This window comes from Telluria antibiotica, from assembly GCF_011682055.1.
Classification (GTDB): Bacteria; Pseudomonadota; Gammaproteobacteria; order Burkholderiales; family Burkholderiaceae_D; genus Telluria; species Telluria antibiotica.
In genome coordinates this window covers 100,667-117,197 of sequence record NZ_JAAQOM010000020.1, presented here as the reverse complement: position 1 = coordinate 117,197, position 16,531 = coordinate 100,667, and the positions used below count along the sequence as shown (strand labels likewise).

The following is a 16,531-nucleotide window of genomic DNA, read 5'->3' as shown; positions in this document are numbered from 1 at the left end:
TCCAATATGTATTTGTTCAAAAAAAATCGTGTTGCGGTGCGTCGAAACACGATTTCCGGTCATCCATCCGCCTTCCCTGTGCAACTCCCTTGGGATGGCGGTAATGGTGCATATCCCACGGAAATCAGTAGCGTTTTGGTGCTGCATTGCACCAGCGGCAGGCATTGTCAGAATCGTTCTCAGAATGTGTTGTTTCTACACATTTCGCTAATTGTGTTTTATTGACACTTTTGCTTTTGCTATGGTTTTATCGTCTAGTCAGTAACGTTTGATATCTATGAAACGTTAATTGAGAGGGTTCGTCCTACAGGACGAATAACGAAAATACACGGCAATTTAGTGTGACAGTCCGCAGTAGTTTAAACGCACCAGGCCAAAAGCCTTTGCAGGCGACGGCAGTGCACGCGGGGGCGGCGCAGCTTGGCCGCCCCCGCGCGTAAGCGCCGTTCTGCATGTGGTGATCGTAAAAAACCACTTTGAGAGATTCGAGAAGGAGAAGTATTCATGACGTTTAAATTGAAGTCGATGCCCTTTGCGGTTTCGTGTGCAATTGCCAGCGGTGCCCTGTTCGCCGCACCGGCAATGGCGCAGACGCAAGATGCGGTCAGTGCCCAAGCCCCCCAGCGCGTGGTGGTGACCGGCTCGCTGATCAGCCGCACCGACACCGAGACCCCGACCCCCGTCCAAGTGCTGACGGCCCAGGATATCCAGAAAAGCGGTAAGACTTCGGTCGCCGAACTGCTGAACGACCTCGCCGCCAACGGCCAGGGTACCCTCGGCACCGGCTTCTCGGGCGCGTTCGCGAACGGCGCCTCGGGTATTTCTCTGCGTGGCCTGACGGTCGGCGCAACGCTGGTGCTGGTCGATGGCCACCGCCTCGCTCCGTATCCGCTTTCCGACGACGCCCAGCGCTCCTTCGTCGACGTTTCCTCGATTCCTTTCGATGCCATCGAGCGCATCGAAGTGTTGAAAAGCGGCGCCTCGTCGCTGTACGGCTCCGACGCGATCGCCGGCGTCGTGAACATCATTCTGAAGAAGAACCTGACCGGTACCCGCCTGGCTGCCGAATCGGGCAACACGCAACACGGCGGCGGCCGCACCCATCGCGCTTCGGTCAGCACCGGCATCGGCGACCTGGACAACGACGGCTATAACGCCTTCGTCACGGCCGAGTGGCGCCGCCAGGGTGCGATCAAGGTCTCCGACCGCGACCAGTTCAGCTGGGCCAATGCCGACTGGCGTTCGCGCGGCGGTAACAATATCCGCCTGGGCGTTCCTAACTCGCTGAACTCGCGCCTGGTCGCGACCAACAGCCCGTTCCTGTACAACCCGGCCGGTGCGCCGCTGCCGGGAGTCAATCCTGCCACTGGCAAGCCCTGGGGTGTGGCCGACAATCCGGCCAACTTCCAGTTCCTCGATCCGTCCAAGTGCAACTACAACCTGTACATGAGCGGCGGCTGCGCGATCCGTGACACCGTCACGAACATCCAGCCGCAGACCGAGAACATCAACCTGATGGTCGGCCTGACCAAGAAGCTGTCCGAGGACTGGGAACTGGCGTTCAAGGGTTCGATGTTCCAGCGTAACAGCATCAACAACCGCGGCAGCTACCTGTCGGCCTATTCGCCGACCACGTTCGGCGGCAACAACTCGCTGAACAACGGCGTCGTAACCTCGGGCAACAGCCGTGTGCCGAGCACCCTGATCCCGGCCACCGCCACGTTCAACCAACTGGGCGCTCCGGCCCGCCTGTACGGTTACATTCCTGGCACGGATCCGTTCGCAACCCAGGACAACACCGCGACCACGACCCGCTTCGCGCTCGACCTGCATGGCACCGCGTACGGCTGGGACACGAGGATCGCTGGCGGCGTCACCAAGGTCAAGACCGATATCGACTACAGCGGCTACATCAACCGTGCAGCCCTGTACAACGCGATCTTCAACGGCACGTGGAATCCGGTCGGCGGCAACTCGCCGGACCTGCTGGCCCAGGTGTCGCCGCACTTCTCGAACACCCTCGAGTCGAAGCTGAACTACCTGGACGCATTTGGTTCGCGCGAACTGATGCCGCTGGGCGCCGGTCCGCTGGTGCTGGCAGTCGGCGCGCATTACCACAAGCGCACCCAGAATTCGCCGGCCGCCAGCCTGACCGCCAACGGCCAGGTGGCGCAGACCACGGCGTTCGTGATCGGCGACGAGACGAACTCGGCGGTGTTCGCCGAATTGCAGGCGACCCCGATCAAGAGCCTGGAACTGCACGCTTCCGGCCGTTACGACCACTACAAGAACTTCAACAAGTTCACGCCGGCGGCGAGCTTCAAGTGGACGCAGTCGAGCATGTTCGGCCTGCGCGGTACCTACGCCAAGGGCTTCCGTGCGCCGAACCCGGCCGAGGTGGGCAATGCCGGTTCGTTCTTCACCTTCAACGGTATCGACGACCCGAAACTGTGCAAGGGCGGCGACCCGAATGCCAAGGACAACGTTCCGACCGCCTGCGGCCTGAACCCGCCGTACGTCCAGCTGACCACCCCGTCGCTGCAGCCTGAGAAATCGACGTCGTACACGCTGGGCATGATCCTGGAGCCGGTGCGTGGCCTGAACGCCACCCTCGACTACTACAACATCAAGGTCACCAACCAGATCGTGTCGGCGGCCGGTAACGATCCGACCTACGTGCCGGCATTCGTACGTGGTCCGATCACCCCGGTCGACATCTCCAACGGCGACGGCACCACCCACGTCGGCCTCCCGTCGGATGGCCCGATCATTTACGCGACGTCGCCGTACGTGAACCTGGGCGGCACCAAGACCAGCGGCATCGAAGCGGACGTCGGCTACCGCTGGCGCCTGCCGGGCGACTTCGGCGCCCTGCGTGTGAACGTCAGCGCAGCGCACACCTTCAGCTACATCACCGATGCAGCTGGCGGCGTGAGCTACCAGCTGGCCGGTACGCAGGGCCCGTCCGCCGTTTCCGGCGCGACCGGTAGCCCGAAGGACCGTGCGCAGTTCTCGCTGGCATGGAGCCGCGGCCCGCTGGACGTGAACACGACGGTGAACTACACGAGCAGCTTCTCGACCATCGACCCGTCGCTGGAAGTGAACGACTGCTCGGGCAAGGGTGGCACCAGCTTCAACGTGGGCGGCCGCAACTACTTCCGCAACCTGCCGCAGCCTGACTACTACTGCCATGTCGCGTCGTTCACCGCGGTTAACCTGAACCTGCAGTACAAGCTGAGCCCGAACCTCACGCTGAAGGGTTCGATCCTGAACCTGTTCGACCGCCAGCCGCCGGCTGACGTCGCAACCTACGGCAACTCGGGTGCACAGACGTCGTACAACGCCTCGCTGCACCAGGCAGGCGCAGTGGGCCGTTTCTTCAGTGCCGGTCTGTCCTATACGTTCTAATCGGACGTGAGCGCGGCAGCAGCGATGCCGCCGTTTCGCACAACCCCGCCCGCAGCGTGCTGCCGGCGGGGTTTTTATCGTCTATCGACCGTAGGGTGGGCGGCCTCCGCCCACCGCGCCTTCGCGGACCGCACGCGATTGGTGGGGAGGGGGCCCACCCTACGAATGCCGGCTCACGCCGGCAGTAAGACACTGGATTAGATCCCGCCCCAGCCCGCCGCCAGGATCGTCAGCGCCGCGAGGCCCGCCGTCTCCGTGCGCAGCACGCGCGGTCCCATCGACAGCGCCAGCGCGCCCGCCGCGCGCGCCGCGTCTTCTTCCTGGTCCGTGAAGCCGCCTTCCGGGCCGACGAGCAAGGTCACGTCCCGCGCGGGCGTCGCGCGCGCCCACTGCGCGAGCGACGCGTCCGCGCGCGGGGACAGCAGGATGCGCACGCCGCCGTCCGCGTCCTGGCCGATCCAGCGGTGGAAATCCTGCACGGGCGCGACGTCGGCCAGCCGGTTGCGCCCGCACTGCTCGGACGCGCTGACGACGACGCCCTGCCAGTGCGCGAGCCGCTTGTCGGCGCGCTCGCCGGACAGGCGCACGACGGACCGCTGCGCGGCGAGCGGCACGATCGCGGCCGCGCCCAGCTCGACGGCCTTTTCGACGATCCAGTCCATCTTGCTGCCCTCGGGCAGGCCCTGGGCCAGGGTCATGCGGAAGGGGAGTTCCACGTCGACGGCGTCGAGCGCGAGGACCTCGGCACTGGCCCGGCGCTTGCCGATCTCGACGAGGCGCGCGCGCGCCTGGCCGCCGTCGCCGTTGAACAGCACGAGTTCGTCGCCGGCCTGCTGGCGCACGACGTGCAGGTGGTGGGCGACGGCATCCGGCAGGTCGACGACGCTGCCGGGGACGAGCGGCTGGGGGCAGTAAAAACGTGGCATGGAAGGCAATCGGAACCGTTAACGAGCCGGCATTTTAAAGCGAGGCGGTCATGCTCTGGTAAAATACCCGGTTAAGGCCCGCTTGACCGCCACCGCTTTCCAATCCTCAGACCTTCACATCCATGAAATCTCTGCAAACCACCACCCTGATGGCCAACGCGATCCGCGCGCTGGCGATGGACGCCGTCCAGAAGGCGAATTCCGGCCACCCCGGCATGCCGATGGGCATGGCCGAGATCGCCGTCGCCCTGTGGGATGGCCACTATCGCCACAACCCGGCCAATCCGGGCTGGATGAACCGCGACCGTTTCCTGCTGTCGAACGGCCACGGCTCGATGCTGCACTACGCGCTGCTGCACCTGTCGGGCTACGACCTGTCGATGGACGACATCCGCAACTTCCGCCAGATGCACAGCAAGACCCCGGGCCACCCGGAAGTCGGCATCACGCCGGGCGTGGAAACGACGACGGGCCCGCTGGGCCAGGGCATCGCCAACGCCGTCGGCATGGCCCTCGCGGAGTGGCTGCTGGCCAAGGAATTCAACCGTCCGGGCTTCGACATCGTCGACCACTACACGTACGCCTTCGTTGGTGACGGCTGCCTGATGGAAGGCATCTCGCACGAAGTGGCGTCGCTGGCCGGCACGCTGCGCCTGAACAAGATGATCTGGTTGTACGACGACAACGGCATCTCGATCGACGGCAAGGTCGAAGGCTGGTTCACCGACGACACGCCGAAGCGCTTCGAAGCGTACGGCTGGAACGTGATCCCGCACGTGGACGGCCACGACGTCGCCGCGGTCGATGCCGCCATCGCCCAGGCCAAGCAGTCGGATCGCCCCACGCTGATCTGCTGCAAGACCATCATCGGCAAGGGCTCGCCGAACCTGCAGGGCGGCGACAAGGTGCACGGCGCCGCGCTGGGCGAGAAGGAAGTCGCGGCCGTGCGCGAGCACCTGATCTGGGACGCCATCCCGTTCGACATCCCGGCCCCGATCTACGAAGCGTGGGACCAGAAGCAGAAGGGCGCCTCGCTTGAGGCCGCATGGAACGAGGTGTTCGCCGGCTACCGCGCGCAATACCCGGAACTGGCCGCCGAATTCGAGCGCCGCATGAAGGGCGACCTGCCGGGCAAATTCGAAGAGACGCTGGCCGCCGCCATCGCGTCCACGATCGACAAGAAGGAAACGATCGCCACCCGCAAGGCGAGCCAGAACGCGATCCAGGCGCTGGCCCCCGTCCTGCCGGAATTCCTGGGCGGCTCGGCCGACCTGACCGGTTCGAACCTGACCAACTGGAAGGAATCGATCCCGCTGCGTTCGGGCACGCCGGGCAACCACGTCAACTATGGCGTGCGCGAGTTCGGCATGTCGGCCATCATGAACGGCATCGCCCTGCACGGCGGCTTCATCCCGTTCGGCGCCACGTTCCTGACGTTCTCGGACTACAGCCGCAACGCGCTGCGCATGGCCGCGCTGATGAAGATCCGTTCGCTGTTCGTGTTCACGCACGACTCGATCGGCCTCGGTGAAGACGGTCCGACGCACCAGTCGGTCGAGCACGTCTCGTCGCTGCGCCTGATCCCGAACCTGGACAACTGGCGTCCGTGCGACACGACGGAATCGACCGTCGCCTGGGGCGAGGCCGTCAAGCGCAAGGATGGTCCGTCGACGTTGATCTTCTCGCGCCAGAACCTGCCGTTCATGGAACGCGACGCGGCCACGGTCGCCAACGTCGCGAAGGGCGGCTACGTGCTGCGCGAGGTGCAGAACCCGGCCGCCGTGCTGATCGCGACGGGTTCGGAAGTGGAACTGGCGGTGAAAGCCGCCGACACCCTGGCGGGCCAGGGTGTCCAGGTGCGTGTGGTGTCGATGCCGTCGACCGATGTGTTCGAGCGCCAGGACGCGGCCTACAAGGCTGCCGTGCTGGGCCGCGGCATCCCGCGCGTGGCCGTCGAGGCCGGAGTGACGGACTTCTGGTACAAGTACGTCGGCCTGGAAGGTGCCGTGGTGGGCATCGATACTTTCGGCGAATCGGCCCCGGCCGGCGTGCTGTTCAAGCACTTCGGCTTCACGGTCGAGAATGTCGTCGCCAAGGTGAAATCGGTCCTCCCGGCCTGAGGGATTGCACCTGCCGTACGGACTGGAGACTGTCCGTACGGCGGGTTTCACGCTATGCTTCGGTGTTAGGATTTTTTTAATCAGGAGTGAATAAATGACGATCAAAGTAGCAATCAACGGTTATGGCCGTATCGGCCGCAACGTGCTGCGCGCTTTCTACGAAGGCGGCAAGAAGCAGGACATCCAGATCGTGGCGATCAACGACCTCGGCAACGCCGAGCACAACGCCCATCTGACCCGTTACGACACCACGCACGGCAAGTTCCCGGGCACCGTCGTGGTCGAAGGCGACACCATGATCGTCAATGGCGACAAGATCCGCGTGTTCGCGCAGCGTAACCCGGCAGAAATCCCGTGGGGCGAGCTGGGCGTTGACGTCGTGCTGGAATGCACGGGCTTCTTCACCACCAAGGAAAAAGCCTCGGCCCACCTGAAGGGCGGCGCCAAGAAGGTCATCATCTCGGCACCGGGCGGCAAGGACGTCGATGCGACCATCGTGTTCGGCGTGAACCAGGACGTGCTGAAGTCGACCGACACCGTGATCTCGAATGCCTCGTGCACGACGAACTGCCTGGCCCCGCTGGTCAAGCCGCTGAACGACGCCATCGGCCTGGAAAACGGCCTGATGACCACCGTGCACGCCTACACCAACGACCAGGTGCTGACGGACGTGATGCACGAAGACCTGCGCCGCGCCCGTTCGGCCACGCAGTCGATGATCCCGACCAAGACCGGCGCCGCCGCCGCCGTCGGCCTCGTGCTGCCGGAACTGAACGGCAAGCTGGACGGCTACGCGATCCGCGTGCCGACCATCAACGTGTCGATCGTCGACCTGTCGTTCATCGCCAAGCGCGACACGACCGTCGAAGAGATCAACAAGCTGATGAAGGACGCATCGGAAGGCGCGCTGAAAGGCATCCTGACGTACAACACCGAGCCGCTGGTCTCGGTCGACTTCAACCACAACCCGGCGTCGTCGAACTTCGACGCCACGCTGACCAAGGTCTCGGGCCGCCTGGTGAAGGTGTCGTCCTGGTACGACAACGAGTGGGGCTTCAGCAACCGCATGCTGGACACCACCGTCGCACTGATGAACGCGAAGTAATCCCCAAAGCGATGGCGGGCGGAGGACGCCTGCCGTCGCTTTTTTGTGACTTGTTATGTATGTAATATATATAAAACTGTCCATTTGGAAATAGACTGCTTAAAAGCAGCGGCCCGGGCGGAATCGGGAGATGGAGGAGAGACATGGGAACGGCTTACAAACGCATCGTGATCGTCGGCGGCGGGACTGCCGGCTGGATGACCGCGACGGCGGTGAAAGCCGCGCTGCCGGCGAGCGCCGTGGAGCTGGTGGAATCGGACGACATCGGCATCGTCGGGGTCGGCGAGGCCACGTTGCCCTCGATCCGCGACTTTCATGCGCAGGTCGGCATCAACGAGGTCGAGTTCCTGCGCGCCACCAACGCCACATTCAAACTGGGCGCCGAGTTCCGTGACTGGAGCGGCCTGGGCCGACGCTATTTCCACACCTTCGGCAATTACGCCGATGTCGCCGGTCCCGCCTGCCTGTGGGGCCAGTACCGCCGGGTCGGCGATCCGGCGCTGGGCGAGCTCGGCGACCAGTGCGTGCCGACGGTGATGTCGATGCAGGGCCGTTTCGCCAGGCCGCCGAAGGAACAGGCCGACATGTTCAGCTACGCCTATCATTTCGACGCCAGCCTGTACGCGGGGTTCCTGCGCACGACGGCGCTCAAGCGGGGCGTGCGGCGCACGGAAGGGCGTATCGTCGAGGTCACGCGCCGCGCCGACGGCGGCGTCGACCAGTTGAAGCTGGCCGATGGCCGCACGGTGTCCGGCGACCTGTTCGTCGACTGTTCCGGCTTCGCCTCACTGCTGCTGGGGCGCACGCTCGAAGAACCGTGGGTCGATTTCAGCCACTGGCTGCCGGTCGACCGCGCCTGGGCCGTGCCCAGCGCGCCGAGCGGGGCCGCCATCACGCCTTATACGCGATCAACCGCGCTCGAAGCGGGATGGGCGTGGCGCATCCCGCTCACCGACCGCGTCGGCAACGGTCACGTATTTTCCACCCGCTACATCGACGAGGACCGCGCACGCAAACAACTGCTCGAGCAGCTGGACGGCCCCGCGCTGGCCGAGCCGCGGCTGCTGCGCTTCACCACGGGCCACCGCGAGCGCTTCTGGGTGCACAACGTGGTGGCGCTCGGGCTGGCATCGGGCTTCCTGGAACCGCTCGAATCGACGAGCATCATGCTGATCCAGCGTGGCCTGCTCAAGATGGTCGACCTGCTGAAGCCTGGCGTGCCCCCCGCGGCGCCCGCCGTGGCCGCGTACAACAGGGGCATGACCAATGTGTTCGCGCGCATCCGCGACTTCGTCGTCCTGCATTACTGCCTCACCGCGCGCCGCGACAGCCAGCTGTGGCGCGACATGACCGCCATGGACTTGCCGGATACGCTGGCCTTCAGGCTGCACGTCTGGCGCCAGACGGGCGTCCTGAGGCAGTATGGGGAAGAAGGGTTCGAACCCGCCAGCTGGCTGGCGATCCACGCCGGCAACGGCAACTGGCCGGAACACCTCGACCCGGTGTTCAACGAGGTGCCGCTGGACGAAGCGCGGCAGGCATTGCGCCAGCGGCGCGACCAGATCGCCGCGATGGTGGCGGCGATGCCGCTGCATGAAGACTACCTGCGCGGCATCCTGGGCAAATAAGTCCGCCGGCCGCTCAGCCCTTGCGCGGCCAGGGCGTGAGGATCTCGAAGCCGTTCTTCGTCACGGCGATCATGTGTTCCCACTGGGCGGACAGCGACCGGTCGCGCGTCACGACGGTCCAGCCGTCGTCGAGCTGTTCGACGTCGGCATCGCCCAGGTTGATCATGGGTTCCACCGTGAAGGTCATGCCTTCCTTGAGGAGGAGGCCCGTGTTCGGGCGGCCGTAGTGCAGGACCTGCGGGTCTTCGTGGTAGACCTTGCCGATGCCGTGGCCGCAGTACTCGCGCACGACGGAGTAGCCCTGGGCTTCCGCCAGCTTCTGGATCGCGTGGCCGACGTCGCCCAGGCGCGCGCCCGGGCGCACGGCGCGGATGCCGGCCATCATGGCGTCGTACGTGGTGTCGACGAGCTTCTTCGCTTCAAGACTCGGCGTGCCGACGAAGTACATGCGGCTCGTGTCGCCGTGCCAGCCGTCCTTGATCACGGTGACGTCGATGTTGACGATGTCGCCGTCCTGCAGCACCTCGGCGGGATTGGGAATGCCGTGGCAGACGACGCTGTTGACGGACGTGCACAGGGTCTTCGGGAAGCCGTGGTAGCCGACGTTGGCCGGCGTGGCCTTCTGCACCTTGCGGATGTATTCGTTGCAGCGCCGGTCGAGTTCCTCGGTGGAGACGCCGGGGACGACGTATTCCCCGATCATCTCGAGCACCTCGGCCGCCAGCCGGCCCGCTACGCGCATTTTCGCGATGTCTTTGTCTGTCTTGAGTTTGATAGCCATGTTCACTTTCGTTGGGCCGCGCCACCGTATTGCCGGGCCGGCCGATGCCGCATGATACCGCCAAGCGGCCGGCGGTGTGTGCGGCAAAAAAAACGCCCGCGCAGGGCGGGCGTTTCGGCGCTTCCGGCACGCGGACGTGCCAGAGAGGCGTCGATCAGAGCTTGACGCGGATACCTGCGTACCAGCGGCGGCCGATCGGGTCGTAGGTGCCGCCATCGGTCTCGGTGCCGGTCACGTCGCCCGGCAGGCCGGAGATGATCGGCGGCGCCTTGACGTCGAACGCGTTGTCGAGGCCGAAGTACAGCTCGGTCTTCTTCATCAGCTGGTACGACACCTGCATGTTCGTGTAGGTGCGCGAACCCACCTGCAACGAATTCGGCGGGAGTTCGAAATCTGCCAGGAACTGGTCGTCCAGCGACGAACGGCCGATGTAGTCGAACGTCGTGGTGATGTTCAGGTCCTTCCAGCGGTAGCCGACGTTCAGGTTCGCCTTGTTCTTGGCGGCGCCGATTTCACCCGCGAACGGATCGCGGGCCGCGCCCGGCAGCGGGACGTCGTAGCCGGTCTTCACGTACGTGTACGCAAGGCGGGTCGACAGGGTGCCGGGGCCGACGCGGTCGTTCCAGGCCGCCGTCAGGTCGAGGCCCGCCGTGGCCCTGCCGCCGCTGTTCGACACGGCCGTGTCGATGTAGCGCAGCGCGCCGGCGCTGCTGCCGCCGTTGGCGGTCGGCCAGCGCGTGATGAACTGGCACATGGCCGGGTTCGTGCCGTCGTAGCAGGTTTTCAGTGCGTATTGGCGCGGGGTCGACACGATCGCGTCGGCGATCTTGATGTTGAAGTAGTCAGCCGTGAAGGTGAAGCGCTTCAGCATCTCGATCGAACGCGGGGTCCAGACCACGCCGACGGTGGTCGAACGGCCTTTTTCCGCATGCAGGTTCGGGTTGCCGCGGTTGTAGCCGCTGATGCTTTGTTTATCAGCCAAGGTCGTCTTGAAGCTGCCGTTGGCGGCAATGTTCGCGGCCACGCCCGGATCGGCACGGCAGCGGTCGGCGATCGTGCCCGGCGACGTGGCGGTCACGCCAAGGCACGGATCGGTGATGCCGGTCGGGAAGTCCTGGCTCGGTGCCTGGTACAGCTCGTTGATGTCCGGTGCGCGGGTCGACAGCGAGCGGGTGCCGCGCAGTTTGACGTCGTTGATGACCGTCCATTCGAAGCCGGCGTTCCAGCTGTTCGTGCTGCCCACCGACGAGTAATCGCCGTGGCGGAAAGCGATCGGCAGGCTCAGTTCCTTGATGAACGGCAGATCCTTCAGGACCGGAATGTGAGCTTCGACGAAGGCTTCGCGCACGCTGAAGTCGCCCTGCGTCGGCGGGGTCGCGTTGCCGGCATTCAGGCCGGACTGGGTCAGCGCGTCAGGCGTCGATTCCGAGTATTCCTTGCGGAACTCGACACCGGCCGCGATGCCCAGCGGGCCTGCCGGCAGGTCGAAGATTTCGCCGTCGATATGGCCGCCGGCCAGCTTCTGCGTGGTGCGGGTCGTCAGCGAGCCCGGCGCGTTCACGTACGCCAGCGCTTCCTTGCTGATCGAGTTGAAGCCGAAGATGTTGATCGGCACGCAACCCTGCGCGACGGCGTTGGCGTCCACGCAGACCGGCTTGCCGTTCGCGTCGGGCACGGCGGTCAGGGCGTTGCGGAAATTCAGGACGTTCACCTGGCCGGTCGACTGCTGGGCTTCCTTGGTCTGGCCGTACGCGACGTAGGCTTCGTAGTTCCAGTTCTTCCACAGCTGGAAGTCGCCTTTCACGCCCGTGGCCAGGCGGAAGGTGTCGCGGTCGACGCTATTGCTGCGCGTGCCGACTTCCTTCAGGCGGCGGCGGAACGAGAAGTCGGGAATGCCGTCGCCGTCGGTGTCGGTCATGCGGTCCCACAGGTATTGCGGTACCAGCGGGTTCTTCACCAGCTGGCCGTTGACCATCGTACCGCCCGGCACCTGGCCGTTCGTCTTGAAGATGTCGGACGAACTCAGCGCGAACGGCTCGATCGTGCTGCCAGAACGGGTAGATACATAGGTGCCTTCCACGAAGGCGCTGTTGTGTTCGTCGATCTTGCGCTCGCCGCTCAGGGCCAGCACGAAGCGGTCGACCGGTACGGCGATCGAGCGGTAGTACGAACGGTTGAAGCCGGACACCGAGGAGACGAACGGGATCGGATTGCCGTTCGCATCGTAGGTGTAGACATGCGACTTGCCGTCGGCACCGACGTAGCTGAAGCGGCCCTGCGGCACATAGCTGGAGTAGGTCGGGCGCTCGGCAACGAACGCGTTGGCCGGATTCGGTTCGTCTTCGAGCGTCATCAGCGACGATTGGTCGACTGCCGATGCGGCGCGGTTGCGCGACCACACCTGGCCATCGCGCGTGAAGCCGATGTGGCCCATCAGGAAGCCGTTGTCGTTGCTGCTGCCGTAGGTGATCGACAGCTTGCGCTTCTCGCTGTCGCCCTTCGAGCTCTCGCCGCCCTGGGCGTCGATCAGCAGGCCGTCGAAGTTGCGCTTGGTGATGATGTTGACCACACCCGCCACGGCGTCCGAGCCGTAGGCTGCCGAAGCGCCGCCCGTCAGCAGTTCGACGCGTTCGACGAAGTCGGTCGGGATCGCGTTCAGGTCGACCGCGGCGCTGCCCGGCACGCCGGACACGAAGCGGCGGCCGTTGACCAGCACGAGGGTACGCGAGGTGCCCAGGTTACGCAGGTCGACGGTGGCCACGCCCGCGCCGGACGTCAGGAATGCCGTGTTCGTGCGGCTGTAGGTCGGCGTACCGAGGGTCGGGTTTTGCAGCAGCAGGTCTTGCAGGTTGTTGGCACCCGAGGCGGCGATGTCCTTTGCGGTCAGCACTTGCAGCGGCGACGGCGATTCCGCGTTCGGCGAGGCGATGCGCGAACCGGTGATCTCGACGCGCTGCATCGGTGCAGGCTGCGTGTCCTGTGCGTACGCGCCTTGTACCGCAAGGGCGACACCGCCAAGGCAGATCATCCGGATCGAACGGGCCAGGTTTTTCTCTCTCATTTTTTTAAAACTCCCAGGGTTTAAAAACGGCAGGCTGGATCACAGCACCGTCGTTGGCGTCGCCGAGCGACGGGGTTTTGGTCGACGCGGGTTGCACTTGCACGATGCATACGTTTTTCCAAGATGCCAATAAAATCATTCGACATGGCTTGGTGTCAACACGTGTAACGATGTGTATCCCGGCTTGTCACCCTGGGAATTCTCCTCCTTGCGCGGAGAGCAGCCAATGATTGACAGTTGTGCTTATCGTATTGTCGAATTTTCGTCGGTAATGTAGAAGAATTTCCATCGAATATGCGTGATATTGCACAGAATTTGACTTCGATCAACTTGTAATTGGCCCTCGAGCAACACCAAGCGTGTATTTCCGGGGTCTTTAAAGGTAAAATATATGTAACAATCAGCCGATGTCATGATATTGGCAGTCTGTTGTAAATTCGCAAAAGCGAATGCCGTTCGCAGCGCGGCCGACGGATGATCCTGCGCAACCGGCAACCGGCAACCGGCAACCGGCAACCGGCAACCGGCAACCGGCAACCGGCAACCGGCAACCGGCAACCGGCAACCGGCAACCGGCAACGGGCGATGCCGCCGGCAACGGGGAAAAGAAGGAATGCGGTCGTCAGCCGGCCGCGGGGCCGAAGCAGAGCCGCCACAGCGCGACCACCCTGTCCGGATGGCCGTCGACCAGGTGCCGGTCGACACGCGTGTTCTCATGGCCCTGCAGCCGGACCTGGTGCTGCAGGCGGCGCAACGCGCGGTACGCGGCGGCGACGTCGTCGGCCAGGCCGGCGTCGATGAGGTCCAGCGTGCCGCACAGCTTCAGCAGGGCGATGTTGCCGACGTTGGCCGTCAGCTGCGGATACGCGCACGCATGGCGCAGTACCAGGTATTGCACGATGAATTCGATGTCGATCATGCCGCCTTCGTCGTGCTTCAGGTCGAAGCGCTCGTCGCGCGGCGGGTGCGCATCGCGCATGCGCTGGCGCATCTTGACGACTTCAATGCGCAGCTCGGCCTCGCGGCCGGACCGGTCCTGGCGCAGCACCTGTTCGCGGATCGCCTCGAAGCGCGCGCCGATGCCGGCGTCGCCCGCGCAGAAGCGCGCACGGGTGAGGGCCTGGTGTTCCCACAGCCAGGCGGACGATTGCTGGTAGCGTTCGAACGCGGCCACGGACGACACGAGCATGCCCGAGGCGCCGTCCGGCCGCAGCGCCGTGTCGATGTCGAACAGGATGCCGGCCGGCGTATGCGTCGTCATCCACGTGATGAAGCGCTGCGCCAGCTTGGCGTAGTTCGAGGCCGCCATGTCGTCCTCGTCGTCGAACAGGAAGATCACGTCCAGGTCGGACACATAGCCCAGTTCCTTGCCGCCCAGCTTGCCGTACGCGATGACGGCGAACTGCGGCACCTCGCGGTGGCGCGACGCGATGGTGCGCCAGGCGCGGCGCACGACTTCGCACACGACCAGGTCGGCCAGCGCGGACAGGTGGTCGGCCAGGCGCTCGACGGACAACTCGCCTGCGAGGTCCAGCGCGAGCAGGCGGAACATCTGCGCGTGGTGGGCTTCGCGCAGGATGTCGAGCTGGCGTTCCGTGTCGCCCGCGGCCGCGTCGAGTTGGGCCGCCAGGCTGGCGGCCAGCGCGGGCAGGTCCTCGGCCGCGTTGCCGCGATCGTCCAGCAATTCGTCCAGCAGGATCGGGTGCTGGGTGAGGAACGTCGCGGCCCAGCCGGACGCGTTGATCATCCGGAGCACCCGCTCCAGCGTGTGCGGGTATTCGGTCAGCAGCGACAGGTAGGCGGAGCGCCGCGCGATCGCTTCAAAGAAATCGAGCAGGCGGCCCAAGGTGGCCGCGTGGCTGCCGAGGCCGGCTTGCGTGACAACGTCCGGGATCTGCGTCAGCGCCGTGTTGACGAGGGCGACGAGGCGGTGCCGGCTCGCTTCCGGCAAGGTCTGCAGCCGGGGCGCCTGCCACGTCGCGACAAGGCGGGTCGCGGCCGCCTGCGGGTCGTCGAAGCCGAGGCTTGCCAGGCGGTCGGCGATGGCGTCGCGGTTGTCCGGGTCGGTGAGCAGCGCGTCCGGATCGACGGGCTCGGCGCCGGCCGCCTTGTCGGCGAAGATCGCGTCGAATTGGGCGGCGACGAACGCGCGCCACGCGTCCAGGCGGGCCAGCAGGGCGGCCTCGTCGGCCATGCCCATCATCCGGGCGACGGTCAGCCTGTCTTCCGGCGCGACGGGCATCGTGTGGGTCTGGGCGTCTTCCAGGTATTGCAGCCGGTGCTCCAGGTTGCGCAGGAATTCATACGCTTCGAGCAATTGCTCGACGGTGTCGTCGGCCAGCAGCTCGCGCTCGGCCAGCAGGCGCAAGGTCTTGCGCGTGGAACGCTCGCGCAGCGCCGGGTCGCGCCCGCCGCGGATCAGCTGGAACACTTGCGCCAGGAACTCGATCTCGCGGATGCCGCCACGGCCCAGCTTGACGTTCTGGTTGCGCTCCGGATGCAGGCGCTCCTGGCGGTTGACTTCGGCACGGATCTGCGCGTGCATGGTGCGGATGGCGTCGATCACGCCGAAGTCGAGGTAGCGCCGGAACACGAACGGGCGCACGATGGCGTCGAGGGCGGCGATGTCGGCCGGATTGCCCGTGACGGCACGCGCCTTGACCCATGCATACCGCTCCCACTCGCGGCCTTGCACGATCAGGTAGTCCTCGACCATGTTCAGGCTCGCCACGAGCGGGCCCGACTTGCCGTTCGGCCGCAGCGCCATGTCGACGCGGAACGTGAAACCGTCTTCCGTCACTTCGGACAGCGCGGCGATCAGCTTGCGGCCCAGGCGCACGAAGAATTCGTGGTTCGACAGCGATTTCTGGCCGGCACCCGCGCGCGTGTCGCCATCTTCCGGGTAGACGAAGATGAGATCGATGTCGGACGAGACGTTCAGCTCGCCGCCGCCGTGCTTGCCCATCGCCAGCACCATCATCTGCTGGGGCCGGCCCGAGTCGGCACCGATGGGCTCGCCGTGCAGTGCCGTCATCTCGGTCATCAGCTCGGTCAGGTGGGTCTGGACGGCGAAATCGGCGAAGCGGCTCATCGCCGTCACGACTTCGTCGAGGTCGGCCTGGCCGTCGAGGTCGCGGCGGATGATGGTGCAGATCAGGAGGTTGCGCAGCCGGCGCATGGCTCTTGCCGTCGGCAGCAACGCGCCGGCCGGCCCTAGCGCGGCCTCGGACTTCAGCGCTGCGCCGAAATCGAGGGAGGCCAGCGATAATGCGGCCAGGGTAGCGACGCGCCCGGCGCGGGCAGGGTCGGCACCGAGCCACCGCTGGTAAAAGCGCGACAGGTGCGCCAGGGAGGGGGAAGCTTGGAGCATGGGGCGGATTCCAGACGAGTTTGTGCGTTCCGGGACGCTTGCTATGCGGTAAAATTGCCCGCCATGCTGCCCTGGGTCAGCGTGATGGTAAGGTAGACGCCGCGGATGTTGCAAGCGCTCTCTTATTGACGA

At 65.1% G+C, this 16,531-nt stretch carries 7 protein-coding genes and 1 pseudogene; 4 read left to right on the top strand and 4 right to left on the bottom strand.

The features are described 5' to 3' along the window. The first annotated feature begins 504 nt into the window (after positions 1–504). Positions 505–3,408 carry a TonB-dependent receptor gene (locus tag HAV22_RS26745; RefSeq protein WP_166863611.1) on the top strand — a complete coding sequence of 968 codons (2,904 nt, stop codon included), beginning with the start codon at positions 505–507 and terminating at the stop codon, positions 3,406–3,408. Positions 3,409–3,605: 197 nt separating this feature from the next. Here the strand turns inward: HAV22_RS26745 and HAV22_RS26740 are convergent, their stop codons facing one another. Further along, the gene (locus tag HAV22_RS26740; protein WP_166863609.1) at positions 3,606–4,334 is read right to left on the bottom strand and encodes a 16S rRNA (uracil(1498)-N(3))-methyltransferase; all 729 of its coding nucleotides are present in this window, start codon (positions 4,332–4,334) and stop codon (positions 3,606–3,608) included. Positions 4,335–4,423: 89 nt separating this feature from the next. Between HAV22_RS26740 and tkt the strand changes: the two are divergent. From tkt to HAV22_RS26725, 3 genes and pseudogenes are all read left to right on the top strand, one after another. Beyond that, a pseudogene (gene tkt / locus HAV22_RS26735) lies at positions 4,424–6,454 on the top strand (transketolase); the annotation flags it as partial. A gap of 94 nt (positions 6,455–6,548) precedes the next feature. Then, positions 6,549–7,559, top strand: coding sequence for a type I glyceraldehyde-3-phosphate dehydrogenase (gene gap / locus HAV22_RS26730; RefSeq protein ID WP_166863605.1), 1,011 nt, complete (start codon positions 6,549–6,551; stop codon positions 7,557–7,559). Between the two features lie 143 nt (positions 7,560–7,702). Beyond that, positions 7,703–9,187, top strand: a complete 1,485-nt coding sequence (locus tag HAV22_RS26725) for a tryptophan halogenase family protein (protein WP_166863603.1) — start codon at positions 7,703–7,705, stop codon at positions 9,185–9,187. Positions 9,188–9,200: 13 nt separating this feature from the next. Here the strand turns inward: HAV22_RS26725 and map are convergent, their stop codons facing one another. From map to glnE, 3 genes are all read right to left on the bottom strand, one after another. After that, positions 9,201–9,968, bottom strand: coding sequence for a type I methionyl aminopeptidase (gene map, locus HAV22_RS26720; protein ID WP_166863600.1), 768 nt, complete (start codon positions 9,966–9,968; stop codon positions 9,201–9,203). A 154-nt stretch (positions 9,969–10,122) separates the two neighbouring features. Then, a complete protein-coding gene (locus HAV22_RS26715; protein ID WP_166863598.1) occupies positions 10,123–13,029 on the bottom strand; it encodes a TonB-dependent receptor domain-containing protein in 2,907 nt (968 codons plus the stop codon). Between the two features lie 622 nt (positions 13,030–13,651). Beyond that, positions 13,652–16,399 (bottom strand): bifunctional [glutamate--ammonia ligase]-adenylyl-L-tyrosine phosphorylase/[glutamate--ammonia-ligase] adenylyltransferase, encoded by a 2,748-nt coding sequence (glnE, locus tag HAV22_RS26710; protein WP_166863596.1) that lies wholly within the window; start codon positions 16,397–16,399, stop codon positions 13,652–13,654. Positions 16,400–16,531 lie beyond the last annotated feature (132 nt).